The 25063-nt window shown below is 69.9% G+C and carries 21 protein-coding genes; 18 read left to right on the top strand and 3 right to left on the bottom strand.

Annotated features, from left to right (window positions below):
- Positions 1-118 precede the first annotated feature (118 nt).
- Positions 119-955, top strand: a complete 837-nt coding sequence (locus AC068B_RS38310; RefSeq protein WP_478676081.1) for an alpha/beta fold hydrolase — start codon at positions 119-121, stop codon at positions 953-955.
- Here AC068B_RS38310 and AC068B_RS38305 read toward each other — a convergent pair.
- Positions 952-1545, bottom strand: a complete 594-nt coding sequence (locus tag AC068B_RS38305) for a dihydrofolate reductase family protein (RefSeq protein WP_478676080.1) — start codon at positions 1543-1545, stop codon at positions 952-954. The two genes, AC068B_RS38310 and AC068B_RS38305, sit on opposite strands and share 4 nt — an antisense overlap.
- Positions 1546-2013: 468 nt before the next feature.
- Here AC068B_RS38305 and AC068B_RS38300 point away from each other — a divergent pair, with 468 nt between their 5' ends.
- The 4 genes from AC068B_RS38300 (at position 2014) to AC068B_RS38285 (ending at position 5895) form a co-directional block, all read left to right on the top strand.
- Positions 2014-2244, top strand: coding sequence for a Scr1 family TA system antitoxin-like transcriptional regulator (locus tag AC068B_RS38300; RefSeq protein WP_478676079.1), 231 nt, complete (start codon positions 2014-2016; stop codon positions 2242-2244).
- Positions 2245-2248: 4 nt separating this feature from the next.
- Positions 2249-2479: a DUF397 domain-containing protein gene (locus AC068B_RS38295; RefSeq protein ID WP_478676078.1), complete on the top strand. Its 231-nt coding sequence runs from the start codon at positions 2249-2251 to the stop codon at positions 2477-2479.
- Positions 2480-2569: 90 nt separating this feature from the next.
- Positions 2570-3682 (top strand): PP2C family protein-serine/threonine phosphatase, encoded by a 1113-nt coding sequence (locus AC068B_RS38290; RefSeq protein ID WP_478676077.1) that lies wholly within the window; start codon positions 2570-2572, stop codon positions 3680-3682.
- Between the two features lie 86 nt (positions 3683-3768).
- Positions 3769-5895 carry an ATP-binding protein gene (locus tag AC068B_RS38285; RefSeq protein ID WP_478676076.1) on the top strand — a complete coding sequence of 709 codons (2127 nt, stop codon included), beginning with the start codon at positions 3769-3771 and terminating at the stop codon, positions 5893-5895.
- Between the two features lie 54 nt (positions 5896-5949).
- On the opposite strand, the gene AC068B_RS38280 is transcribed toward AC068B_RS38285, so the two are convergent.
- Positions 5950-7629 carry an MFS transporter gene (locus AC068B_RS38280; RefSeq protein ID WP_478676075.1) on the bottom strand — a complete coding sequence of 560 codons (1680 nt, stop codon included), beginning with the start codon at positions 7627-7629 and terminating at the stop codon, positions 5950-5952.
- Positions 7630-7809: 180 nt separating this feature from the next.
- Here AC068B_RS38280 and AC068B_RS38275 point away from each other — a divergent pair, with 180 nt between their 5' ends.
- Complete coding sequence (locus AC068B_RS38275; RefSeq protein ID WP_478676074.1) at positions 7810-8409, top strand: TetR/AcrR family transcriptional regulator; 600 nt, start codon at positions 7810-7812, stop codon at positions 8407-8409.
- 134 nt (positions 8410-8543) lie between these two features.
- Here the strand turns inward: AC068B_RS38275 and AC068B_RS38270 are convergent, their stop codons facing one another.
- Positions 8544-9944, bottom strand: coding sequence for a cation:dicarboxylate symporter family transporter (locus tag AC068B_RS38270; RefSeq protein ID WP_478676073.1), 1401 nt, complete (start codon positions 9942-9944; stop codon positions 8544-8546).
- A gap of 233 nt (positions 9945-10177) precedes the next feature.
- On the opposite strand from AC068B_RS38270, the gene AC068B_RS38265 reads away from it, so the two are divergent.
- The 12 genes from AC068B_RS38265 to AC068B_RS38210 all read left to right on the top strand — a co-directional run bounded on the left by AC068B_RS38265 (position 10178) and on the right by AC068B_RS38210 (position 25060).
- Positions 10178-11824 carry a sensor histidine kinase gene (locus AC068B_RS38265; RefSeq protein ID WP_478676072.1) on the top strand — a complete coding sequence of 549 codons (1647 nt, stop codon included), beginning with the start codon at positions 10178-10180 and terminating at the stop codon, positions 11822-11824.
- Positions 11821-12504 carry a response regulator gene (locus AC068B_RS38260; RefSeq protein WP_478676071.1) on the top strand — a complete coding sequence of 228 codons (684 nt, stop codon included), beginning with the start codon at positions 11821-11823 and terminating at the stop codon, positions 12502-12504. The genes AC068B_RS38265 and AC068B_RS38260 overlap by 4 nt, the downstream gene beginning before the upstream one ends.
- A 190-nt stretch (positions 12505-12694) precedes the next feature.
- The gene (locus AC068B_RS38255; protein ID WP_478676070.1) at positions 12695-14062 is read left to right on the top strand and encodes an extracellular solute-binding protein; all 1368 of its coding nucleotides are present in this window, start codon (positions 12695-12697) and stop codon (positions 14060-14062) included.
- A gap of 79 nt (positions 14063-14141) precedes the next feature.
- Positions 14142-15104, top strand: coding sequence for a carbohydrate ABC transporter permease (locus AC068B_RS38250; RefSeq protein WP_478676069.1), 963 nt, complete (start codon positions 14142-14144; stop codon positions 15102-15104).
- 75 nt (positions 15105-15179) lie between these two features.
- Positions 15180-15959 (top strand): carbohydrate ABC transporter permease, encoded by a 780-nt coding sequence (locus AC068B_RS38245; protein ID WP_478676090.1) that lies wholly within the window; start codon positions 15180-15182, stop codon positions 15957-15959.
- 228 nt (positions 15960-16187) lie between these two features.
- On the top strand, positions 16188-16850 hold the full coding sequence (locus AC068B_RS38240) for a hypothetical protein (protein WP_478676068.1): 663 nt from the start codon (positions 16188-16190) through the stop codon (positions 16848-16850).
- Positions 16838-17878: a hypothetical protein gene (locus AC068B_RS38235; RefSeq protein WP_478676067.1), complete on the top strand. Its 1041-nt coding sequence runs from the start codon at positions 16838-16840 to the stop codon at positions 17876-17878. Before AC068B_RS38240 ends, AC068B_RS38235 begins: the two co-directional genes overlap by 13 nt.
- 31 nt (positions 17879-17909) lie before the next feature.
- Entirely contained in the window at positions 17910-18317 is a 408-nt protein-coding gene (locus AC068B_RS38230; protein WP_478676066.1) for a protein kinase domain-containing protein, read from the top strand.
- A 116-nt stretch (positions 18318-18433) separates the two neighbouring features.
- Positions 18434-19276: an SAM-dependent methyltransferase gene (locus AC068B_RS38225; protein WP_478676065.1), complete on the top strand. Its 843-nt coding sequence runs from the start codon at positions 18434-18436 to the stop codon at positions 19274-19276.
- Positions 19273-19890, top strand: a complete 618-nt coding sequence (locus AC068B_RS38220; RefSeq protein WP_478676064.1) for a hypothetical protein — start codon at positions 19273-19275, stop codon at positions 19888-19890. The genes AC068B_RS38225 and AC068B_RS38220 overlap by 4 nt, the downstream gene beginning before the upstream one ends.
- 149 nt (positions 19891-20039) lie before the next feature.
- A complete protein-coding gene (locus tag AC068B_RS38215) occupies positions 20040-24536 on the top strand; it encodes a DUF6531 domain-containing protein (RefSeq protein ID WP_478676063.1) in 4497 nt (1498 codons plus the stop codon).
- Entirely contained in the window at positions 24536-25060 is a 525-nt protein-coding gene (locus tag AC068B_RS38210) for a hypothetical protein (protein ID WP_478676062.1), read from the top strand. The genes AC068B_RS38215 and AC068B_RS38210 overlap by 1 nt, the downstream gene beginning before the upstream one ends.
- The last annotated feature ends 3 nt before the right edge of the window (positions 25061-25063 follow it).

The raw sequence follows: 25063 nt of genomic DNA, 5'->3' as shown, positions 1-25063 counted from the left end.
TCGTGTGGCTGTTCGTTCTCGGCGGGCGACACGGCTTGAACCTCCCTCAGGGGGAGTTCCTACCGTACCGGCGAGCGCGGGGCGGCCCCGCGCGGACCTCAACGTACGAGGAGGACTCATGACCGCGTTCGTGCTGGTGTCGGGCGGGTACACGGGCGGCTGGCTCTGGCGGGAGGTGGCCGCCGGGCTGCGCTCGGCCGGGGCCGAGGTGCACACGGCGACGCTCACGGGCCTCGGTGACCGCCGCCACCTCGCGGGCCCCGGCATCGACCTCGACACCCACATCGAGGACGTGACCCAGCTGATCGACCACATCGACCCGGTCGACGCGCCCGAGGTCGTGCTCGTCGGCTACTGCTACGGCATCTACCCGTCCGTGGGCGCCGCCGACCGCCGCTCCGACCGCATCTCGCGGCTGGTCTACCTCGACTCCCCCATGCCCCAGGACGGCTACTCCATGATCGACCAGGTGCGCGAGCAGATGCCCGACGGACCGGCCCGCGACCGGACCCTGAGCCAGCAGGAACGGGCCGAGGACGGCTGGCGGATCCCGGCGCCGTCCCTGGCGGAGTGGCGGGCCCACGGGAACCTCGCGGGCGTCTCCGACGACGCGCTGGCCCGGCTCGACCGCCTCGCGTCCCCCGCGCCCGCGGGACCGTATGCGCAGAAGGTGCGGATATCGGAGGCGGTCGCGGCCCTTCCGACAACCGGCGTCTTCTGCACCACCGGCGGCACGATGGACATCGCCGCGCTGGAGGCCCTGGTGGCGTCGGGCCTGCCGCTCGTCCAGCACCTGGCCGACCCGCGCGCCACGTTCTTCGACATGGCGACGGGTCACTGGCCGATGCTCTCCACCCCCGACGAGCTGACGGACGTCCTGCTGAGGGCGGCGGCGGGCGAGGGCCACCGGCTGCGGACCTCCGTGACCCCCGTGGCCACCGGGGACCCGGCTTAGGCCGTCTTGTCGTACGTCAGGAAGATCGTGCCGCTGTCGAGCAGAACGGCGTCGCTCCGCTCGTAGAGCACCGGGTCGAACGCGGTGTCCCGCGCGAACAGCGGCGTGCCCGAACCCAGCGTCAGCGGGCCGATCTTGACGACGAGCCGGTCGATCTCGCCGCGCAGCACCCCGGCGAGTTCGCCGCCGCCGCACAGCCAGATGTCCTTGCCGTCCCCCTTCTTCAGCTCCCGCACCTTCTCGACCGGGTCGGTGGCGACCAGCTCGACGCCCGGGTCGGGGCTCTCGGTGAGGGTGCGGCTGAAGACGTAGTGGCGCAGGTGGGGGTAGGCGTTGGTCAGTCCGGCGTCGAGGCCGATCCCGTAGGTCCTGCGGCCTTCGAGGACGGTGTCGAAGTGGGTCCCCTCGGCGGTGATGCCGAGGGCCTCCCTGGCGGGGGCGGGCAGGGTCTCGGGGTACGCCTCGATCAGGTGCTTGACGTAGTCCTGGCCGATCGGCCAGAAGCCGTCGGGCCCCGTGGGGTTGGAGCCGTCGGGGCCCGCGATGAAGCCGTCGAGGCTGACGGCGATGAAGTAGACCAGCTTGCGCATACGACTCCTTGGCTGTGGCAGAGAGCCACGTTGTTTGTTGTACTCCGACTGAAGTGGTCAGAACGTAGTACTTCAGGTGGAGTGGTGTCAACGGTTTGGCGGGGACGGGTTTCGGTCCAGCCATTCCTGGAGCTCGCCGTGCCGGAACTGGTAGGCGCCGCCGCGTCCCCGTCGAACCCCGGAAACACGGACACCGGGTCCGAGACGTCGACGACGAGCCCCTCCCCCTCCCCGACGGCCAGGCGCAGCCACACGTGGTGACCGGGGATCCTGCCGTGGCGCACGGCGTTGGCGAGTTCCCGCGTACGGGGGTCGGCAAGACCGTACGCGCCAGGGTTGCCGAAGGGGCCCGGTAGCCCCGAGGAAGCCGTCGAGCGGCGGCCCGGCCGTTCGTCTGGTCCGGGCGGGGCCGCTCGGGCATGCTGCGGGACATGGGGGCACGGCAGGTACGGGGGCCCGCGCGGTGGCGTGCTGCCCTTCCGCAGGAGCTACCGCTCCACCAACGACTTCGTACTCCTCGACTTCGGCCACGCACTGCCGCCGCGAGTCCAGACCGACAGCGCTTGGGGCTCTGTCTCCACCTCGGACAAACCGCGCGAAGTCGATCGATTCAGCCGCCGGTTCGACGCCATGACGGCATCAGCGTTGCTGCCCGAGGAGACACCGGATTTCCTGCACCGACTAGAACGAGAGCTGTAAATCCATGAAGACTCACCGCACCACGGCCGAACTGATCAGCGAGGACGCCTGGTTCAAGTCGTCCTACAGCGACCCCGGCCAGAACTGCCTAGAGGTCGCCGACCTGACAGCCACACCCCACATAGCCGTACGCGACTCAAAGAACCCCCAGGGCTCCGCCCTGGTCCTCCACCCGTCGTCCTGGTCGACATTCGTGGCACATGTGAGCCGCACTTGCCCGCCGAATGACCAATAGCGGGAAAGTGACTCTCCGTACGCACCATTTCTGAGAGGGTGCGGAGTTCCCGGCGCCCTGGGGAAGGGGCCACCGTGCGGGGAGGCGTATGTGCGCTCGGAGCGTGGCTGGCTGCTGTTGGCAGGGACGGCAGAGGTGGCCGTCGCGGTGGGGGCCGCCGCCTGCCCGCTGGTGTCGTTCCGTGAGCTGTTGATCGGCGGACCACTCCTTGCGGCCTACCGGCTGACCGTCCGTGCCACGGTCGCGCTCGCCTCCGTGGCGGTGCTCCTCGCCACGGCGCTGCCGGGCACGGAAGTCGCCGGAGAGCGAGGGATCGCGCCCGACCACGCCGTGTGCGTCCTGTTCGTGGCCGCCGTCGGCCTGTGGGCGGTCCTGTTGGCGCGCACGCGGACGTCCGGCGAAGCCGCGCTGGCCCGCATGACCCGTATCGCCGAGCTGGCCCAACAGGCCCACGCGCGGCCGCTGCCCGCCGAGATCGGCGGGCTCGCCCTTGCCGTGCACACCAACTCCGCCACCGAGGGCACCCTGCTCGGCGGCGACCTGTACGACGTCACGCTCACCGCCACCGGACCTCGGGTGGTCATCGGGGACGTGCGGGGGCACGGCGTGGACGCCGTCCGGCTCGGCGCGGCCGTGGTGTGCGCCTTCCGGCAGACCGCGGCCATCGAGCCCGACCCGGTCCGCCTCGTCGACGCGCTCGACCGGCGCATCCAGGAAGACCTGGGCGACGAGGACTTCGTGACCCTGATCCTCGCCGACTTCGCGCCCGGTGAGGTCCGTCTCGTCAATTGCGGCCATCCGGCTCCGCTGCGTACGGGGCGCCGCCTGGAGTTGCTGGAACCGCCGAGCCCGTCCCCGCCGCTCGGCCTGTCGCCGCAGCCGAGTCTGCAGAGGATCGCGCTCGGCCCCGGACAGCGGCTGCTGTTCTACACCGACGGCCTCACTGAGGCCCGGGACGGCCAGGGCGTCATGTTCCCCCTCGACCACCGGGTCAAGGCCGCCCTCTCCGCACCCCCCATCGAGTCTGCGCTCGACGGCCTCCTCGACCTGCTCCGTCGGCACGCCGCCCGCGGCGCGGACGACGACCTGACCCTGCTCCTCGTGCAGCCCACCGTCGGCCTTCTCGGCGGAGCACTCGGTCCGGCACCGAAGAGCGAGGATCGACCATCGCCGCTGCACCCCCCGCGACATGACTCGCCGTGACACAAGCGGTCGCCTTCTGGCAAGTGGCCACACAGCGTGGCAGGAGGCGGCATGCTGCGCCTTCTCGGGAACCGAGGGGGACGACCATGAACACACAGCGGCCGCTCGCGGGAAATCTGCCTGCGGAAACGACGGCGTTGATCGGACGGCGCGCGGAGCTGGCGCAGGTCCGGCGGCTGCTCGGGGAATCGCGGCTCGTGACGCTGACGGGTGTCGGCGGAGTGGGCAAGACACGGCTGTCCGTGCGTGCCGCGCACGAGGCGCAGCCGTCCCTCCGGGACGGGGCGTGGTGGGTGGACCTCTCGGCGCTGCGGCACGGTGGGCTCCTCGAGCACGTCGTCGCCGAGGCGCTGCCGCTGGCGGATCAGACGACGCGGCCGATGATCGACGTACTGGCCGAGTATCTGGCGGACCGCGAGCTGCTGTTGGTCCTGGACACTTGTGAGCATCTGGTGGACGAGTGCGGTCCTGTGGTCGAGGTGTTGCTGGGGGCGGCGCCCGGGCTGCGGATCCTGGTGACCAGCCGACGCCCGCTGGGCATCGTCCCGGAGCGGCTGCTGACCGTCGCGCCCCTGCCGGTGAAGGACGACGACGAGGCGGACGCGGTCGCTCTCCTGACCGCCCGTGCCGCCGAGGCAGCCCCGGGGTTCGCCGCCTCCGCCACCGACCGGGCCGACCTCGTACGCCTCTGTCGCCGCCTGGACGGGCTGCCGCTCGCCATCGAGTTGGCCGCCGCGCGCCTGCGCGATCTGTCCCTGGCCGAGCTGACCGCGCGCCTCGACGACCGCTTCGCCGTCCTGGGCACCACCGAGGAAGTGGTGGACGAGGCCGAGCCGCCCTGGCACCAGGCCCTGCGCACGGCGATCGGCTGGAGTCATGAACTGTGCAGCCCCGCCGAGCGGCTGCTGTGGGCACGGTTGTCGGTCTTCGCGGGTGGCTTCGACGCGGAGGCGGCACGGCGCGTGTGCGCCGACGCGCGCCTTCCCGAGGACACGATCGAGGGCCTGCTGGCCGGGCTCGCGGAGAATTCCCTCCTCGTCGCCGCCCCGGGCGGCGGCCCCGGGCCGCGCTTGCGGATGCTGGACACGATCCGCGAGTTCGGCGCCTTCTGGCTGCGTCAGCTGGGCGAGGAACGCACCCTGCGCCACCGCCACCGGGACCACTACCGGGCGCTGGCCCACCGGGCGGACGCCGCCTGGATGGGGCCGGAGCAGATCGCCTGGTACGAGCGGACGGTCGCCGAGTACGCCAACTTCCGTGCCGCGCTGGACTCCTGCCTGGCGGAGGAGGACGGGCACGGCGCGCTGGAGATCGGCGGGGCGCTGTGGTTCCTCTGGGTCGCCTGCGGCTTCGCCCGGGAGGGCAGGCACTACCTGGAACAGGCGCTGGCCCTGGCCCCCGACCCCGGGCCGGTCCGCGCCAAGGCCCTGTGGGCCTGCGGCAGCACTGCCGCCGTCCAGGGCGACGCGGAGGCCGGGCCCCGCCTCGCCGCCGACTTTCACACCGCGACGGTGCAGGAGGCCGAAGGGACCGCCCCGGTCGACGAGGCCGCCGCGGCCGCGGTCGTCCAACTGGTGGGCACCAGTCTCATGGCGAGCGGTCAGCCGGTGCGGGCCGCCGAGACGCTCGATGCGATGCCGCCCGCCCCGTCGGCCGACGGGCGCTATGTCGCGGCCTGGTTCATGGCGCGGAGCGTCCGGGTCTTCGTCCACGTCCACCTCGGGCAGCCCACCGAAGCCGCGGCCGTCGCCGACCAGGTGCGCGCCGAGTGCGCCAGGCGCGAGGAGACCTGGAGCCGTGGCTGGGGCGACTACATGCGCGCCCTCGCCGCGCTGGCGCTCGGGCGGACCGAGGAGGCCACGACCCTTGTCCGTACGGCCGTCGAACGAAAGCGACGCCTCAACGACCGCGTCGGCATCGCCATGGGCATCGACCTGCTCGCCTCCGCGACGATCGCCGCCGGGCACGCCGGGCACACCGCACGGCTCCTCGGCATCGCCGAGCAGTTCTGGCACACGCTCGGTGCTCCGCAGGCAAGCGTGCCCGAACTCGTCGCAGCCCGAGCCGCCTGCGAGAAACAGGCCCGCGCCCTCATCGGCGACGCCGCCTATACGACCGCGTTCCACCTCGGCTACGACACCGCCCCCGACGCCGCCATCGCCTACGCCGTCACGCCACCGATCGCCGCTCCACCGAGCGGCCCGGCCGCGTGAGGGCTCCGGCGTGACGGCGCCGGGGGCGCCGCTACCGTTGCGGCCCTCGCGCCGCTAGTGCTGGAGCTCCGGCTCCCGCACGGCCTCGTCCGTGTCGGCGTCCTCCGGAACGGCCCCGGCCGAGGCGGACTTCCTGGGCAGCAGCACCGCCACGAGGACCGTGCCGACGCCGAGGATCACCGCGCCGACGAGGCTCGTGTGCGCCACCGAATCCGAGAAGGCGGAGCCGACCGCGTCGGCCATCTTGCCCGCGCCCTGCGCGAGCTGCTCGGCCTGGCCCTTGAGCTGGGCCGCCTGCTCCGGCGAGGTCGCCTTCGCGGCCTGCCCGGCGACCTCGTGTGCCTTGTCCCCGATGCCCTGCGCCACCGCGTAGCCCGCGCCGACCGAGTCCTGCGCGGTGTCCAGCGCGCCGTTCGGCAGCTTGGTGCCGGATTCAGAAGCGGCGTCCGCCAGGTTCGAGGAGTACGAACTGGCGAGCACCGAGCCGAGGATCGCGATGCCGAGCGAGCCGCCGAGCTCCAGGGACGTGTCGTTGACCGCGCCGCCGACGCCCAGCTCGGACTCGGGGAACGCGCCCATGATGGCGTCCGTGCAGGGCGAGAGGGCGAGGCCGATGGCCAGGCCCAGGATGATCAGCGGGGCGACGAAGTCACCGTACGAGGAGGCCGCGTCGACGCGCGTCAGGAGCGCGAGCGCCACCGTGCCCGCGACCATGCCCGCCGACACCGTGATCTTCATGCCGATGCGCGGGGTCAGATAGCCCGTGAGCGCCGAGCCGACGAAGACCGCGCCCGCGAGCGGCAGCATGCGTACGCCGGTCTCCAGCGGGTTGTAGCCGAGCACGAACTGCAGGTGCTGGGTGAGGTAGTAGAACGCGCCGAAGACCGCGAGGAAGAACAGCGCGACCGCGAGGTTCGAGCCGGAGAAGCGGCGGTCGAGGAAGCGGCGGACGTTCAGGATGGGGTGCGGGTGGCGGAGCTCCCAGACCACGAAGGCCAGCAGGCCGATGCCCGCGACGACCGCCGCCGAGATCGCCTTGGCGTCCCAGCCGAAGTGCGGACCCTGAATGATCATGTAGACGAGCGCGCCGGTCCAGATGACGGAGAGCAGTCCGCCGACGTAGTCGATCCGGTTCGAGTGGCCCGCCTTGGACGGGGGCACGAGGAGCAGCGCGGCGACGATGGCGACGGCGGCGATCGGCACGTTGATCAGGAAGGTCGACGCCCAGCCGTGGTTCTGCAGCAGCGCGCCCGCGACCAGCGGTCCGGCCGCGATGGCGAGGCCCGCGGTGGCGGTCCACAGCACGATGGCCTTGGCCCGCTCGGCCTTCGGGAAGGTCGCGGCGAGCAAGGACAGCGTGGCGGGCATGATCATCGCCGCGCCGAAGCCCATCACCGCGCGGGCCGCGATGACCCCGCCCGAGCTGTCGACCAGCGAGCCCGCGACCGATCCGGCGCCGAAGACGACGAGGCCGAGCACCAGTGCGCCGCGTCGGCTGTACTTGTCGCCGATCGCGCCGAGCAGCAGCATCAGCGCCGCGTACGGGACGGTGTAGCCGTCGATGACCCACTGCAGGTCGGAGCTGGAGAGCCCGAGGTCCTTGGTCATGTCGGGGGCGGCGACGGTCAGCGCCGTGTTCGCCATCACGATGATCAGGAGACTCAGGCAGAGCACGAGCAGCGCCCACCAGCGGCGCGCGTACGGCTGCTTCATCTCCTCGACCGGTCGGTTCATGAGTAGAGCCACCGAAGCCTCACCCTTCCATGGTCCATATACGTACTTGTCCGGTGACCTTGCACAGCACTGTGCAATTACACACGAGTGTGCAACTTACGGCATTGCACAGTGCTGTGCAAAACAGGCGCGGGAGCCGCGTGCCAACTCACGAGATCCCCGCCGGAACCCGCGTGCACAATGGAGCCCATGAGCCGAGCCGACGCCAACCGCCGCCGCATCCTGGAGGTGGCCCTCGCCGAGCTGCTGCGCGATCCGGACGCGTCCATGGACCAGATCGCCCGCGCGGCCGGCGTCGTGCGCAGGACCGTCTACGGCCACTTCCCCAGCCGGGAGGCCCTGGTCGGCGCCCTCATCGACGGCGCGGTCGAGGCGGTCGCCGCGGCCCACGCCGCCGGGCGCGCGCGGTCGGACGACCCCGCCGAGTCGCTCGCCCACTCGATGGCCGCCGTCTGGGAGATCGCCGACGGCTACCGCCTGCTCATCGCCCTCGCACAGCGCAGCGTCGCCATGGAGGGCATCAGACAACGCCTCGCCCCGGTGCGCGACGAGTGCGTGAACGTCCTCCGGCTCGGCCTGGACCAGGGGGCGTTCACGTCCCCCCTGCCGCCCGCCGCCCTCTCGTACGTCCATGAGCAGCAGCTCTTCGGGCTGATGGAGGCGGTCAACGACGGGCTGATCGACCCGAAGGACGCGGGCCGGGCCGCCGCCTCGACGGCCCTCATGTCGGCGGGCGTTCCCGTGGAGCGGGTCAGGGAGATCATCGCGGCGCTGGACTGAGACCCGCCTCAGGCTCTGACACAGAAAAAGTGCCGCCCGCGGCGTACGAGGAGGAAGCTCCCGTACGTCGCGGGCGGCACCGGCGGCCCCCTTGGAGGGGTTCGGGGGCCCCTTCACACGGCGCGGCCGGTGAACTACACCTTCACCGGCTCCTTGCCGTCGTCACGCGCCTGGGACACGTCGTCCGCGCCCCGCCCGTCCTCGACGGCGGGCGTCTCGTGCCCGTCGTCAACCAACGTACGCTCGTCGAAGGGGAGTTGCCCGGCGAGCACCGCCGCGACCCGCTCCTTGTCGACCTCCTTGGTCCACGTGCCGATCAGCAGGGTGGCGACCGCGTTGCCCGCGAAGTTGGTGAGGGCGCGCGCCTCGCTCATGAAGCGGTCGACGCCGATGATCAGGCCGACGCCGTCGACCAGCGCGGGCTTGTGCGACTGGAGGCCGCTCGCGAGGACCGCGATGCCGGATCCCGAGACGCCCGCCGCGCCCTTGGACGCGATCATCATGAAGAGCAGCAGCGTGATCTGCTCGCCGATGCCGAGCGGCTGGTCCATGGCGTCGGCGATGAAGAGCGAGGCCATGGTCAGGTAGATCATGGTGCCGTCGAGGTTGAAGGAGTAGCCGGTCGGGACCGTGATGCCGACGACCGGGCGGCTGACTCCCAGGTGCTCCATCTTCGCGATGAGCCGCGGCAGCGCGGACTCGGAGGACGAGGTGGAGAGGATGAGCAGGAACTCGCGGCCCAGGTACTTGAGCAGCTTGAAGAGGTTGACGCCGGTCACGACCCGTACCAGCGTGCCGAGCACGACCACGACGAACAGCACGCAGGTGACGTAGAACCCGATCATGATCGTGGCGAGCGCCTTGAGCGCGTCCAGGCCGGTCTCGCCGATGACGGCCGCCATCGCGCCGAACGCGCCGATCGGCGCCGCCCACATGATCATGCCGAGGACCCGGAAGACCAGCTTCTGGATGTGCTCGATGCCGCGCAGGACGGGCTCGCCGGAGCGGCCCATGGCCTGCAGCGCGAAGCCCACGAGCAGCGCGACCAGCAGCGTCTGGAGCACCTCGCCCTGGGTGAAGGCGGAGACGAGGGTCTTCGGGATGATGCCGAGCACGAAGTCGACGGGGCCCTTCGCCTCGTCGGCCGCCTCGTGGCCCGCCCCCTTCTCGGAATCCGAGATGTCCAGGCCCGAGCCCGGGTGCAGGATGTTGCCGACGAGGAGCCCGATGGCGAGGGCGACGCCGGACATCGCGATGAAGTAGGCGAGCGCGAGCCCGCCCACCTTGCCGACTTTGGCGGCGTTGCGGACCGATCCGACGCCGAGCACGATCGTGCAGAAGATGATCGGCGAGATCATCATCTTGATCAGGTTCACGAAGCCGGTGCCGACCGGCTTGAGCTCCTTGGCGAAGTCGGGCCAGATGAAGCCGACGGCGATGCCGAGCAGCACGGCGCCGATGACGGCGATGTAGAGGTAGTGCGTGCGGTCCCGCTTGGCTGCGGGCTGCGCTTGTGGGTCGGCCGTGGTGGTCACGGGGGGCCCTCCTTGAACGACGTCGTCGGCGTTGTGGTGCCTGTGGTGCCAGTGGTGTCTGCAGTGCCACTGGTGCCTGTGGTGCCTTCGGTACGTGCGGCTCACGTCCTGTGCGATCGGCTCCCGTCCCGGGCGATCCCGGTGACTATCTCCCGGCCTGTGAGGGCGGTCACCCTTGCGTTCATTTAGTTCGCACTTATACGACCACTGACCCGAGGAGGCAGACTGGCACCATGTCCCGCACCCGCCCCACCAGCCCCCGCAGGCTGCCCCACAGCCTGGCGGGCCAGCTCTTCGCGATGCAGATCGTGCTGGTCACGGCGGTGGTCGCGGGGTGCGCCCTCTTCACGTACCTGAGCGACAAGCACCAGGGCGAGGAGAGCGCGCGCCGCCAGGCGACCGCGGCGGCGCGGGCGGTCGCGGACTCCCCTTCCGTACGGGAGGCCATCCGCGGCAGCGACCCGTCGAAGGAGCTCCAGCCGTACGCGGCGCGGGTGCAGGGGGACACGGGCGTCGACTTCGTGACGATCATGGACCCGGGCGGCATCCGCTGGACGCACCCCGACGAGCGCCGCATCGGCGAGCGCTTCCTCGGCCACCGGGCGGACGCGCTCCGGGGCCACACCTTCGCGGAGACGTACACGGGCACCCTGGGCCCCTCGGTGCGCGTCGTCACCCCCATCTGGAGCGGTCCCAAGGCCGGGGAAGGGCGCATCGTCGGCCTGGTCAGCGCGGGCATCACCATCGAGGAGATCACCGCGAAGGCCCGCGGCCAGCTCGTCGCGCTGCTCGGCGTCGCGGCCGCGGCGCTCGTGATCGGCGGCATCGGCACGTACGTCATCAACGCGCGCCTGCGCCGCAGCACGCACGGCATGAACGCGGGCGAGCTGAGCCGCATGCACGACTACCACGAGGCGGCGCTGCACGCGGTGCGCGAGGGGCTGCTGATGCTGGACGGGCAGCGGCGGATCGCGCTCATCAACGACGGCGGACGCGAGCTGCTCGGGGTGGCGGGCACCCCGGTGATCGGCCGCAACGTCTCCGAGCTCGGGCTCCCCGCCCCGCTGACGGGCGCGCTGCTCGCGGCCGAGCCGCGGGTCGACGAGCTGCATCTGACCGCCGACCGCGTGCTGGTCGTCAACACCTCCCCCGTGTCGGGCGGCGAACGCCGCGGCACGGTGGTCACCCTGCGCGACCACACCGAGCTCCAGGCGCTGACCGGGGAGCTGGACTCCGAGCGCGGCTTCACGCGGGCCCTGCGCTCGCAGGCCCACGAGGCCGCGAACCGCCTCCACACGGTGGTGTCCCTCATCGAACTCGGCCGCGCGGACGAGGCGGTCGACTTCGCCACCGCCGAGCTCGAGCTGGCGCAGGCGCTGACCGACCAGGTGGTGGCCGCGGTCAGCGAGCCCGTCCTCGCCGCCCTGCTGCTCGGCAAGGCGGCGCAGGCCAACGAGCACGGCGTGGAGCTGGTCGTCTCGGACGACAGCAGCATCGACGACGGCATGCTCCCGGCGTCCCTGCCCGCCCGCGACCTGGTGACGGTCCTCGGCAACCTCATCGACAACGCGGTCGACGCGGCGCAGGGCTCGCCCGCGGCGCGCGTCACCGTGACGGCCCGCGCGGACGGGGCGGAGCTCCTGCTCCGCGTCTCGGACACGGGACCCGGCGTCGACCCCGCGCAGCGGGACGCGGTCTTCGAGCGCGGCTGGTCGACCAAGGCGGCCACGGGCCGGGGCCTCGGCCTCGCCCTGGTCCACCAGACGGTCACCCGCAACGGCGGCACGCTGACCGTACGAGAATCCCCGGAGGGCGGCGCGGAGTTCGAGGTGACCCTCGTGACGACCACCGCCGAGACCGTCCCGGGAGGCGCCCAGTGATCCGCGTACTCGTCGTCGAGGACGACCCCGTCGCCGCCGACGCCCACGTCCTCTACGTCAACCGCGTCCCCGGCTTCGAGGCCATCGGCCGCCCCGCCCACTCCGCCGCCGAGGCCCGCCGCGCCCTGGACCGCACCCCGGTCGACCTGATCCTCCTCGACCTGCACCTCCCCGACGGCCACGGCCTCCAGCTGGCCCGCTCCCTGCGCGCCGCGGGCAACCACACGGACGTCATCGCGGTGACCTCCGCCCGGGACCTGGCCGTCGTCCGCGAGGGCGTCTCCCTCGGCGTCGTCCAGTACGTCCTGAAGCCCTTCACCTTCGCGACCCTCCGCGACCGCCTCACCCGTTACGCGGAGTTCCGCACCGCCGCGGCGGAGGGCGAGGCCACCGGCCAGGACGAGGTGGACCGCGCGCTCGCCACCCTGCGCGCCCCGGGCCCCGTCGACCTCCCGAAGGGCCTCAGCGGCCCCACCCTCGAACGCGTCATCCGCACCCTGCGCGATGCCCCCGACGGCCTGACCGCCACCGCGGCCGCCCAGTCGGCGGGCCTCTCCCGGATCACCGCCCGGCGCTATCTGGAGCACCTGGTCGACACGGCCCGCGCGGCCCGCAGCCCCCAGTACGGCCACGTCGGCCGCCCCGAGCTGGTCTATCGCTGGCTTACGCCGAACGACTGAACCCCGGCCGGGCACTCGGCACTTCCCACCCCGGAGGCCTCACCAACGTACGCCCGATAACAACGTTGTCACGGTGGTGACAGGCAACAACGCACAGCGCCCGCAGAGGCATTGACCTTGCTCGGAGCACGCCCTTACGTTCACCGGGCAAGCCACGTGGCAGCCCAGCCGCGTCGGCCAGTAGGAGGTCGTGCCCGTGCGCCCCACCACCACCCCACTGCTCCTCGCCGCTTCCACCCTGCTCGCCGCCGGTTCCCTCACCGCGTGCGGCGGCGGCTCAGGCGACGACCCCGACACCGTGAAGATCTCCTTCAAACAGTCCACGGACAACCAGATCAGAGTCATGGACACCTATCTGGCGGACATCAAGAAACAGTTCGAGAAGGAGAACCCGGGCAAGAAGGTCAAGCTGGTGCCGATCAAGGCGCCGGACTCCGAGTACTACACCAAGCTGCAGCAGATGCTGCGCTCCCCCAAGACCGCGCCCGACCTGGTCTACGAGGACACGTTCCTCATCAACTCGGACATCACCAGCGGGTACTTGAAGCCGCTCGACACCTATCTGGCCAAGTGGCAGGACTGGAACCAGTTCATCGGCACGGCCAAGACGGCGGCGAAGGCGGCCGACGGCAAGACGTACGGCGTGCCGGACGGCACGGACACCCGTGGCCTCTGGTTCAGCAAGGCGATCTTCAAGAAGGCGGGGCTGCCCGCCGACTGGCAGCCCAAGACCTGGGACGACGTCCTGGACGCGGCCAGGACCGTGAAGGAGAAGGTCCCGGACGTCACGCCCCTCAACGTCTACACGGGGAAGCCCGCCGGTGAGGCGGCGACGATGCAGGGCTTCCAGATGCTCGCGTACGGCACTGGCAAGGACCCCCTCTACGATCCGGCGTCGAAGAAGTGGGTCACCGGCAGCAAGGGCTTCAAGGACTCCCTGAAGTTCGTGGAGACCGTCTACAAGGACAAGCTCGGCCCGGACGTCTCGGACGCCCTCGACCCGAACTTCGCCACCCGCGTCCGCGGCGAGCTGCTGCCCGAGGACAAGCTGGCGATCAACCTCGACGGTTCGTGGCTGCCGCAGGACTGGGGCAAGGGCGCGGGCCACGAGTGGCCCGAGTGGTCGAAGAAGCTGGGCCTCGCCGCCATGCCGACGCAGCACGGCCAGGCCCCCGGCAAGGTGAGCATGTCCGGCGGCTGGACCTGGGCGATCCCGTCCAAGGCCGACAACCCCGACCTCGCCTTCAAGTTCATCGAGACGATGCAGACGAAGGCCAACGCCAAGAAGTGGTACATCGCCAACTCCGGCATCGCGGTCCGCAAGGACGTCGCGGCCGACCCCACGTACGTGAAGGCGCAGCCCGGCATCAAGTTCTTCACGGACCTGGTCGCCACGACGTACTACCGGCCCGCGTACCCCGAGTACCCGAAGGTCTCCACGGCGATCCAGGAGGCGATGGAGTCGGTGACGACCGGTGACAGCTCGGTGGAGGACGCCGCGAGCGGGTACGACGAGGAGGTCGACTCGGCGACGGACGGCAAGGTCACCGACAAGTAGCGCCTTGGGGTACACCGCCTCACCGGCGTCGTACCAGTGTCGTCGTTCCGCCGTCGTGTCAGAGAGTGAGTGCCCGCACGTGACCACCGCATCCTCCGCGGGTCCCGGCGGCGTCGCCAAGACGTCGCCGCCGGGACCGGCCTCCGCACCCCCGCCCCCCGCGTCCGCCGGCTCCCGGGCCCGCGTCCGCCGGGGCCTGTTCCGGGCCCTGCCCGTCTCCCCCGCCGTCATCCTGCTCACGCTCTTCCTCGCGGGCCCGATCGGCTACTGCGCGTACATCGCCTTCACCGACCTCCAGCTCACCGGACAGGCCGAGTCGAGCTTCGTCGGGCTCGACAACTTCCGCGAGGCGTTCGGCGACGAGCGGTTCCTCAACGCGGTCTGGCTCACCCTCGTCTTCACGCTCCTCTCCTCCATCATCGGCCAGAACACCCTGGGCCTGGCCCTCGCCACCCTGATGCAGCGCGCCTCCAAGCCGGTCCGCACCTTCACGGGCGCGATCGTCGTCACGGCGTGGGTCCTGCCGGAGGTCGTCGCAGGCTTCCTCCTCTACGCGTTCTTCCGCCGCGAGGGCACCCTCAACGCCGTCCTCGACTTCCTCCATCTGCCGTCCCAGAACTGGCTGTTCACCCTGCCGATCCTCGCGGTGTCGTTCGCGAACGTCTGGCGGGGCACGGCGTTCTCGATGCTCGTCTACTCCGCCGCCCTCAACGAGATCCCCAAGGAGATCACCGAGGCCGCGGAGGTCGACGGCGCGAGCGGCTGGCGCCGCATGTGGCACATCACGCTGCCGATGATCCGTCGCTCCATCGGCACGAACCTGATGCTCAACACCCTGCAGACGCTCTCCGTCTTCGGTCTGATCTGGGTGATGACGCGCGGCGGCCCGGGAAACGACAGCCAGACGCTCCCGCTCTTCATGTACGAACAGGCCTTCCAGAAGAGCATGATCGGCTACGGCACGGCCGTGGCCCTGCTGCTCCTCCTGGTCGGCTCGCTGTTCTCCCTCGTCTATATGCGCCTGCTCCGTACGGAGGTCTGAGTGTCCATCAAGTTCACCTCCCGTACGCCGCGTTCGCGCCGCGCTTCGCACCGCCTGGCCGCAGACGCGGGGCTGATGGTGGTGGCCGCCGCCTTCATCCTCCCCCTCGCCTGGGTGGTCCTTTCTTCCTTCGACCCGAAGGCGGACCTCAGAGTGCGGCTCCCCGACAGCCTCACCCTCGACAACTACGACAAGGTCCTCACCCCCGAGATCACCTTCACCCCGCTCCTCAACAGCCTCCTGCTCTGCGGCGGCGGCACGCTCCTGACGGTCGTCTGCGCGGCCCTCGCCGCGTATCCGCTCTCCCGCTACCGCTCCCGCCTCAACCGCCCCTTCATGCTGACGATCCTCTTCGCGACGAGCCTGCCGATCACGGCGATCATGGTTCCGGTGTACGCGCTGTTCGTGCAGGTCGACCTGATCGACACGATGCAGGGCACGATCTTCTTCTTCGCCGCGTCCCAACTCCCCTTCGCCATCTGGCTGATGAAGAACTTCATGGACGGCGTCCCCAAGGAGCTGGAGGAGGCGGCATGGACGGACGGCGCGTCGTCCTTCCAGTCCCTGCTCCGGATCGTCCTGCCCCTGATGGGCCCGGGCGTGGCGGTGGTGACGGTCTTCTCGTTCGTCATGATGTGGGGGAACTTCTTCGTCCCCTTCATGCTCCTGCTCACCCCTGAGCAGATGCCCGCGTCGGTCAGCATCAATGACTTCTTCGGCAACAAGGGAACGGTGGTCTACGGGCAGCTGGCGGCGTTCTCGATCCTCTACTCGACGCCGGTGATCCTGTTGTACGTCCTGATCTCGCGGAAGCTCGGGGGCGGGTTCGCGCTGGGCGGCGCGGTGAAGGGCTGAGTGGCGCGGTGACGGGCTGAGTGGCGCGGTGAAGAGCTGAGGGGCGCGGTGAAGGGCTGACGCGATCCGCTCTTACGGTGGACACGAAACTGTGACATGAGTTCGCGGCGATACGTTCCCTGTCGCCCCATTCGTGGTTACACATCTCCCTGGTATCGGGCCCGGGACCGCACTAGCGTGCTGAGCTCTCGCCCTCCCCACCTGTCCCCACCTGCCAGGAGCCGCACAGTGACCCGTCCCCTCCGTCTTGCGGCGGCCGCGCTCGCCGCGTCCGCGGCGCTGCTCCTGACGTCCTGCGGCAGCGACGACGACAAGCCGAAGGACGACGACAAGATCGCCGGGGCGGACCAGGGCGGCGAGAAGTCGCCATCGCCGAGCGAGGACGCGGATGCGGACGCGGCGGCGGACCGGCCGAAGATCAAGCTGCCGTCCGACCTCACGTACAAGTTCGACTGGTCCAAGACGGGCGACAAGACCAAGGACGCGGTCCTGGCCGACACCGAGCAGTACGTGCAGGCCGTCGACATGGCCATCGCCGAGCAGGAACCGCTGCACAAGGCGTACCGCTTCTACTCCGCCGGAGACGCGGCGGCGGGGAGCCAGAAGTTCGTGGAGGAGTACGTCGACTACAAGGACCGCATCACCGGCGTCAAGCGGTACTTCAACGCCCGGGTCGACGTCACGGGCGGCAAGACGGCGGGCCTCGTCTACTGCGAGGACCAGCGGAAGGCGCACAACAAGAGCCTCAAGACGGGCAGGACGGCGAAGGCGCCGGCACCGTCCAAAGACGACTTCGTGCTGTACAGCAGCCGACTGCGCGTGAACAAGCAGGGCGTCTGGGTCACCGAGACGACCACATCAGACCGGGGGAACGCCACATGTCAGCCATGACGAGGACGAGCAGGACACCACTGATCGCGGCCGGGGCGGCGGCGATGGCCGCCGTACTGCTCCTGCCCGGTCCCGCCTCGGCGGGCACCGGCCACGGCGGGAGCGCCAACGGCGACGCCAAGGGGCCGACCGAGGACGGCGGCGACGGCACCCTGATCGCCTCCTCGGGCGGCATCTCCTTCGACCGTTCCAAGAACGGCTCGGGCCCCAAGAGCGGTGCCATCGCCCCCACCGGCACGTACAGCCCGCCGCCCTGCTGGTACGGCCCGACGTACACACCCGCCGAGTTCAAGAAGGAGCGCGAAGCCGTCTGGGCGGTGGACTCCACGGGGCACGAGTGGGACCTCGAACAGCAGGAACGCTACGTCAAGGGCAAGCCGTACAAGGACTTCAACATGGACAAGGCCGGGAAGGGCTACTGGTGGACGGGGTTCCCCAACAAGACCTATCCGCCCGGCTGGGACAAGTGCAACAAGGACACCTTCTGGGTCGACAAGGGTGACCCGCCGCCCGCCGACGTCCCCGGCATCACCCCGGAGATCCTGGCGAAGCTCGCGTACGCCGAGATCCGCGTCCCCGGCACGAAGGTGTCGCTTGCCCCCGGGGGCCCGACGAAGGTCAAGCTCCCCACCTGGGCCTGGCTGGACGGCGCGGAGTTCAAGCCGGTGTCCGTGACGGCCAGGGTCGCCGTCCTCGGCATCAAGGCGACGACGACCGCCGAACCCGTCTCGCTCAAGATCGACCCCGGCACGGCGGACGCGGAGACGTACCCCGGGTCCGGCGTCTGCGAGATCGTGAACGGCAGGATCGGCGCGCCCTACGCGAAGGGCAAGGCCAAGCAGACCCCGCCCTGCGGCGTGAAGTACCTCCGCTCGTCCGGTGAAGGATCGTACCCGCTGAAGGCCACGGTCACGTGGAAGATCCACTGGACGGGCACGGGCGTGAACGGCGAACGGAAGCTGCCCGACGGCGAGTTCGGCGCGGAGCAGGACGTGGTGGTCGAGGAGATCCAGTCCATCAACCGCTGACCACAGGGTGCCACGAGGGGGAGGCAGCCCGGTGCGGGGGCGGATGCTCGACGACCGCTACGAGCTGCCCGCGCCGATCGGCGCGGGCGGCATGGGGCAGGTCTGGCGCGCACGCGACACGAGCCTCGGCCGCGAGGCCGCGGTCAAGCACTTCGTGCCGGGGCCGACGACGGGCGAGGACGAGCAGCGGCAACTCCTGGCCCGCTTCCGGCAGGAGGCGCGCGCCGCAGCCTCCCTGGACAGCCCGTACATCGTCGCCGTGCACGACCACGGCGAGGACGACGGCACCCCGTACCTGGTGATGACCCTGGTGCCGGGCCGCTCGCTGGACGAGGTGCCGCGCGAGAGCGTGCGGGTGCCGGTGGCGGACGCGCTGCGCTGGGCGGGCGACTTCTCGACCGCCGGGTGGACGGGTCATGGAAGGAATTCGGCACCGTGAACGAAAGGTTCCGCCCCACCCGCCCATGACGGCCCCTCACGGCCCCTGACAGCCCAGCGGACGATCGTGTCCGAAAGCCGGGTTTGTGCCGACCCATCGCTGCCGAGGAATGCCTCATGGTGGAGAACGACGCGGCTCGGGCCGCCGACGTGGCACGCGACTACTACGACACGAAGGACGTCGACGGCTTCTACGCCCAGGCGTGGGGCGGCGAGGACATCCACGTAGGTGTGTACGCGGACCCACACGAACCGATCGGCACGGCATCCCGCCGAACCATCGACCGCATGGCAGCGAGGGTGAGCGACGGGCTCGGCCCCGACAGCACCGTCCTGGACATGGGCTCGGGCTACGGCGGCGCGGCCCGTCGCCTGGCCGCCGAGTTCGGCTGCCGTGTCGTGGCCCTCAACATCAGCGAGACGCAGAACCGCCGCCACCGCGAACTGAACGCGCAGCACGGCCTCACCGAGCTGATCGAGGTGGTGCCGGGCTCCTTCCAGGACATCCCCGCCCCCGCAGGGTCGTTCGACGTCGTCTGGTCCCAGGAGGCCCTCTGCCACAGCGCCGACCGACTCGGCGTCCTGCGCGAGGCCCACCGGGTCCTGCGGCCGGGCGGCCACGTGACCTTCACGGACATCATGGCCGCCGAGCACGCCCCCGCCGACGCGCTGCGATCGATAGCAGAACGCCTGAGCCTGCCCCCGTTCGCCACGGCGCCCCGCTACACCGAACAACTCCAGGCTCTGGCCTTCACCGAGGTGGAATTCGACGACCTCACGCCCCACATCCGAACCCACTACGACCGCCTGGCCGCTTCACTCCGCACCCCGGCCCCGGGCCTACTGGACGCGGTGAGCCCCACCTACGTCGACACCCTCCGCACCAGCCTGGACCACACGGCCGCGGCCTGCCAGGACGGCTACTTCAGCTGGGGCATCTTCCACGGCCGCCGCGAGTGACGGCGACCACGGTCATGGCCCGCGCGATCTTCGGCCCGCTCGGCGGGCTCGTGGAGATCGGCGCGGTCGTCTCAGCGGGTTCGTGGGCGCTCGCCGACGTCTCGGTGGGCGCGTTCGTGGACGAATGCGGGAAGGACCTCGCACGCGCTCTCATGCTGATCAGGGACATCGGCGAGTTCAGCCCCGAAACCATGCTGATCTTCGACGAGTTGGGCTACGCACGGGATCACCCAGTCGCCGCACCGTCCCTCCTGCTGTCGTCAGGCGGCTACGAGGAGGTGTCACCGCGGCTGGGCGAACGGGAAGCGGTCCAGCGCATGTGCGGGATGGGCACCGACCTGCAGCTCACCCGATTCCTGCAAGCCCTCATCAACGCCGCAATCGCGCGGGGCGCGGACGCCGCCGAGGGCGCTCCCTTGGTGAGCGAGGCATTGAGGATCGCGGTACGCATCACCGGCACCGCCCCGGAGCCCGGGGCCGCAGCCGTCCTCACCATGTGGCGCGTGGCGTTCCTCGCGGAGATCCTGCACCCGAACTCGGCGGCCCGCCCAGACGCCCGCGCCGCCTTCCGCCAGTACTCCCACGCCCTGGAAGAAGCACTTGTCGCCCGGTGACACCCCCGCGCCCTCCCCCTAATCCTTAACCGTGTAGACCTTCGTGGGCGCCGGAGGCCTACTCACTTCCGCTTCACGCGTGCATCCCTGTTCGATACGTTTGCACGTGCGGACAGGTACTGAAGTTGCGGGCGTGGCGGGGGAATCGCATGGGGGGTCATCGGCCGCGGGATTGGCATGTCCTTGACTTGGAGAAGGATCCGACGCCGGGTGATCCGCACCGGGTGCGGTCGCTGGCGAAGAACCTCCACGACTTCGCCGCCGATGTCGGCAGGGTGTTGCGGGACATCAAGGGGATGGCGGGCGACGAGGCCATCCTGAAGTGGGTGGGCAAGACCGCGGACGCCTTCACGGAGAAGTTCGAGGACGCGCCGGACAAGCTGAAGAAGCTCAAGAAGAGCTACGAGATGGCCGGTGACGCGCTCTCCGCGTACTGGCCCGACCTGGAGCGCGCCCAGACCCTGGCGGACAAGGCGCTGGTCAAGGGCCGTGAGGCGCAGGCCGATCTCACCTCTGCCAAGTCCCGTCTCACCTCGGCGGACTCGTGGGTGGACAAGGCGGGCAAGGAAGCCGACAAGTACAAGGACAAGCCCGGCGGCGGCAAGGACGTGCCCAAGCCGGACGAGGACAAGGTCAAGGCCGCCACCCGCAACGCGCACTCCGCGGAGAAGGCCCAGAAGTCCGCGCAGGGTGATGTGGACTCCGCGCAGAGCGCGCTGGACGCGGCGAAGAAGATGGCCGACGACGCCCGCAAGATGCGCGAGGAGGCCGCCGGGACGGCGAAGAAGAAGATCGACGAGGCGTCCGACGCGGGCATCCCGAACCGCAAGTGGTGGGAGGAGGTCGGCGACTGGGTCTCCGACAACTGGGACACCATCGTCGAAGTGTGCAAGGTCGTCGTCGCCGTCGTCGGGATCATTGCGATGATCGTGGGAGGGCCGATCCTCGCCGCCATCGTCATCGTCGCGGGCGCCATCGTGCTGGCCGACACCTTGAGCAGATACGCAAAAGGCCAAGCCACGTTGATGGACGTGGCCTTCGCCGCCATGGACTGCGTCCCCGGCATGAAGGGGATCACCACCGCCGCCAAACTCGCCAAGGGCATGAAGGGCCTCAAGGGCGGACTCAAGGGATTCAAGTCGGCCCGCACCGCGCTCAAAGACAGCGCAAAGGGCGCGTACAACCGGGTCAAGAGCAAGATCAAGGGGCGCGGCGATCCCGTCGACATGGCTACAGGGCAGATGTTCCTGGATGAAATCGACCTCGCCCTTCCCGGCACGCTCCCGCTGCTCTTCACCCGCCGGGTCGCCTCCGGCTATCGCACGGGCGGCTGGTTCGGCCCGAGCTGGACCTCCACCCTTGACCAGCGTCTGGAGGTCGACGAGAGCGGTGTCGTCTTCGTCACCGAGGACGGCATGCTCCTGGAGTACCCCCACCCTCGGAGCCTGGACGCCATGACGCTCCCGGATTCAGGCCCCCTCTGGCCTCTGGAGCGGCTGGAGGACGGCGGCTATGTCGTCACCGACCCGCTGACGGGCCACGCCCGCCACTTCGCTGCGCCGACCGCCGATGACGGGGTGGCGGTGCTTGTGCGGATCCACGATCGCAACCACAACACCATCGATTTCGACTACGACGCCGAAGGCACTCCTCGGGCGATCCGCCACAGCGGTGGATACCGCCTCACCTTGACCGTCGCGAACGAACGCCTCACCGCTCTCTCCCTGGCGGGCGCGAGGGAAGACGGCGGCGACGTCACGATCAAGCAGTACGCGTACACCGACGGAAACCTCACCCGCGTCGCCAACTCGACGGGGCGCCCCCTGCGGTTCACGTACGACGAGCAGTTGCGCATCACATCATGGGAAGACACCAACGACAGCCGCTACGACTACGCCTACGACGCCCACGACCGCTGCGTCGCCCAGCAGGGCATGGCCGGGCACCTGGCCAACACTTTCACCTACGACGCGAGCCATCCCGCGTGGCCCGGCTTCCACGTCACCGAGGTCACCACGGCCGATGACGCCACCTCCCGCTACGTCGTCGACGAGCGCTGTCTGATCATCGCCGAGATCGATGCGCTCGGCGGCACGGTCACCACTGACTACGACGCCCACCAGCACGTCACGGCGACGACGGATCAACTCGGCCACACCACCCGCATGGCCAACAACACGCTGGGGCAGCCGGTCCGGGTGACGCGGCCCGACGGTTCCGTCGTACAGGTCGAGTACAACGCCCTGCACCTCGCCACCCGTATCGACCTGCCGGGCGGAGCCGCCTGGCAGTTCACCTACGACGAGCGGGGCAACTGCACTCTCACGACCGATCCGTCCGGGTCACGGTCCCACGTCTCGTACACGTCAGCGGGCCACCCGGGCACGATCACTGACGAGCTGGGGCACGCCACCACCGTCTTGTGCGACCCGGCCGGCCTGCCCCTCGAGATCCGTGATCCCTTGGGTGGGACCACGTCATGGCAGCGTGATGCTTGGGGAAGGCCAGTGGCACTGACCGACGCGCTGGGGGCCGTCACCCGTCTCACCTGGTCGGCGGAGAGCCGCCTCCTGCGGCGTATCGCGCCGGACGGTGCGACGGAGTCCTGGACGTACGACGCCGAAGGCAACCACCTCACGGAGACGGACCCATTGGGTCATGTGTCGCGTTTCGAGTACACCCACTTCGACGTGCTCACGGCGCGCACAGGCCCGGACGGCTGCCACTACACCTTCGACTACGACTCCTCTCTGCGCCTCACACAGGTCACCAATCCGCAAGGGCTGACGTGGAACTACGTCTTCGATTCTGCCGGGCGCCTGGTCCGCGAAACGGACTTCGACGGCCGCGAGACCACGTACGCCTACGACGCGGCCGGGCAGCTGACGTCGCGGACCGACGCCCTCGGGCAGATCATCGCCTTCGAGTACGACTCCCTCGGCCGGACCACTCGTAGGAACGTCAACGGCCGGTCCTCGACCTTCGCCTACGACCCGGAGGGGCAGCTCTGCTCAGCCATCGGACCGGACAGCACCGTAGCCATCCGCCGGGATCCTGTCGGCCGCGTCCTGTCCGAGACGGTCGATGGCCGCGAACTCCGCTACTCCTATGACGCTCAGGGACGTCCCACCGACCGCGTCACCCCCTCCGGAGCCACCAGCTCCTGGGCCTACGACGCGGCCGGTCGGCGGACCCGGCTGACCGCTTCCAACCGTGTGATGGAGTTCGAGTACGATCCGGCCGGCCGCGAACTCTCCCGGCACATCGGCACGTCGGTCACGCTCACCCAAGGCTTCGACGACACCGGGAGGCTGACCGCACAGGCGATCACGACCGCCCGGTCCCGCGAGCCCATCCAGCACCGGGCCTACACCTACCGTGCGGACGGTCATCTCACGGGTGTCGACGATCAACTCTCCGGCTCGCGCCGTCTCGAACTCGACACAGCCGGTCGAGTCACCGCGGTCCACGCCAAGAATTGGACCGAGTCGTACGCCTACGACGTGGCGGGCAACCAGCAGTTCGCCACCTGGCCCCCGGGCCACCCCGGCCAGGAGGCTGTCGGCCCCCGGGCGTACGTTGGCACACGCATCACGCAAGCGGGGAACGTCCGTTACGAGCACGATGCCCTTGGCCGTGTCGTCCTCCGTCAAAAGAGCCGTCTGTCACGCAAGCCGGACACCTGGCGCTATACGTGGGACGCGGAGGACCGGCTGACATCGGTCATCACCCCCGACGGAACGCATTGGCGCTACGCATACGACCCGCTCGGCCGACGCACCGCCAAACTGCGGATGTCCGACGACGACACGGTGGTGGAACGCACATCCTTCACCTGGGACGGCACCACTCTGTGCGAACAGACCACCGTCGCACCGGAGCTGCCCCGCCCGGTCACGCTGACGTGGGATCACCTCGGGCTGCAGCCCATCGCGCAGACGGAACGCGTCACCCCGCCCGAAGCCCGTCAGGAGGAGTTCGACACCCGCTTCTTCGCCATCGTCACCGATCTCATCGGCACACCCACCGAACTCGTCGATGAGCAGGGCGACATCGCCTGGCGCACGCGCAGCACCGTATGGGGCACCACTGCCTGGAGTCTCGACGCGACGACGTATACGCCTCTCCGGTTCCCAGGTCAGTACTACGACCCCGAGTCCGGCCTGCACTACAACTGCATGCGCTACTACGATCCCAAGACCGCCCGATACCAGTCCCCGGATCCGCTCGGCCTCGACCCTGCTCCGAACCCGGTCACCTACGTGGACAACCCCTGCACCTGGGGAGACCCACTCGGCCTCGCCCCGTACAACATTCACGCCTCGGTGGCGTATCAGGACTGGGGAAACAAGGGCGCACACATCCACATCAAGAACAACGAGGTCCAGATCTTCCCCGACAACAAGGGGGGCATCGGGGGACGGCCCATCCGCCTCAAGCACGGCACGGCGAGTGACCGGGAAGTCCAGAAGGTCCTGGACGAGATCCACTCGAACCCTGCGCTCAGGGACGACATCATCGCGAAGGCCACGTCTGCCCGTGACAGCATGAATAAGGGCGAGTTCGGGATGAGTCAGAACCGTGCGGCGGAGATGCACTTCATCATCAAGAACCTCGAAAAGATGAACAAGGCAGAAGGCGGCTGATGTCCGACATCGACTTCTACGTGGAAACGGTCCTCCGGCAGACGGTTCTCGGCGTCCCTCTCGGTTCCTCTCCCGAGGAGTGGGAGAACAAGCTGGGCGGCGATTTCCTGGACGATGCCCGGAAGGGGCGGATGCGGCGGGACTACGGCCTGGTCGAGATCGCGTTCGTGCGGCGGGCGGGTGCGTGGGAATCCGTGTCCGTGTACCTCCAGATCCACCGCATGGCACGCGGGCTGGACGGGATCGTCCCGCGTCCGCTCACGGACATCCACGGAGAGTTCTCACCGCAGGTACCTCTCGACGTGTTCCTGGGGGCGCTGCGAGCGCAGGGCGGCGATCTGGAGGAGGGCACGGAGCCGCCGTCAGGAGGGTTCCGCCAGTTCCGGGAAACGAGCACGGGAACGACCCTGTACGTGGCCGACGAGTCCGGGCAAGACGCACTGCTGGAACCAGCATCTCTCTGGTCGATCATCGTCCAGCACCAGACCGCCCCCGTACCTTCCCACCAATCCGCAACCTCGTAGGAA

The sequence above is a fragment of the Streptomyces sp. NPDC042371 genome, assembly GCF_056437465.1.
Note: the sequence above shows the minus strand (reverse complement) of the source record. Positions and strands in the feature narration are given on the sequence as shown.

Bases quoted from the DNA above. Each gene is read 5' to 3' on its own strand.
- AC068B_RS38235 (WP_478676067.1), top strand. From the start codon at position 16,838: ATGTCAGCCATGACGAGGACGAGCAGGACACCACTGATCGCGGCCGGG.
- AC068B_RS38225 (WP_478676065.1), top strand. From the start codon at position 18,434: ATGGTGGAGAACGACGCGGCTCGGGCCGCCGACGTGGCACGCGACTAC.
- AC068B_RS38275 (WP_478676074.1), top strand. From the start codon at position 7,810: ATGGAGCCCATGAGCCGAGCCGACGCCAACCGCCGCCGCATCCTGGAG.
- AC068B_RS38310 (WP_478676081.1), top strand. From the start codon at position 119: ATGACCGCGTTCGTGCTGGTGTCGGGCGGGTACACGGGCGGCTGGCTC.
- AC068B_RS38295 (WP_478676078.1), top strand. From the start codon at position 2,249: ATGAAGACTCACCGCACCACGGCCGAACTGATCAGCGAGGACGCCTGG.
- AC068B_RS38280 (WP_478676075.1), bottom strand. From the start codon at position 7,629: ATGAACCGACCGGTCGAGGAGATGAAGCAGCCGTACGCGCGCCGCTGG.
- AC068B_RS38265 (WP_478676072.1), top strand. From the start codon at position 10,178: ATGTCCCGCACCCGCCCCACCAGCCCCCGCAGGCTGCCCCACAGCCTG.
- AC068B_RS38285 (WP_478676076.1), top strand. From the start codon at position 3,769: ATGAACACACAGCGGCCGCTCGCGGGAAATCTGCCTGCGGAAACGACG.
- AC068B_RS38305 (WP_478676080.1), bottom strand. From the start codon at position 1,545: ATGCGCAAGCTGGTCTACTTCATCGCCGTCAGCCTCGACGGCTTCATC.
- AC068B_RS38210 (WP_478676062.1), top strand. From the start codon at position 24,536: ATGTCCGACATCGACTTCTACGTGGAAACGGTCCTCCGGCAGACGGTT.
- AC068B_RS38245 (WP_478676090.1), top strand. From the start codon at position 15,180: ATGGTGGTGGCCGCCGCCTTCATCCTCCCCCTCGCCTGGGTGGTCCTT.
- AC068B_RS38215 (WP_478676063.1), top strand. From the start codon at position 20,040: ATGGGGGGTCATCGGCCGCGGGATTGGCATGTCCTTGACTTGGAGAAG.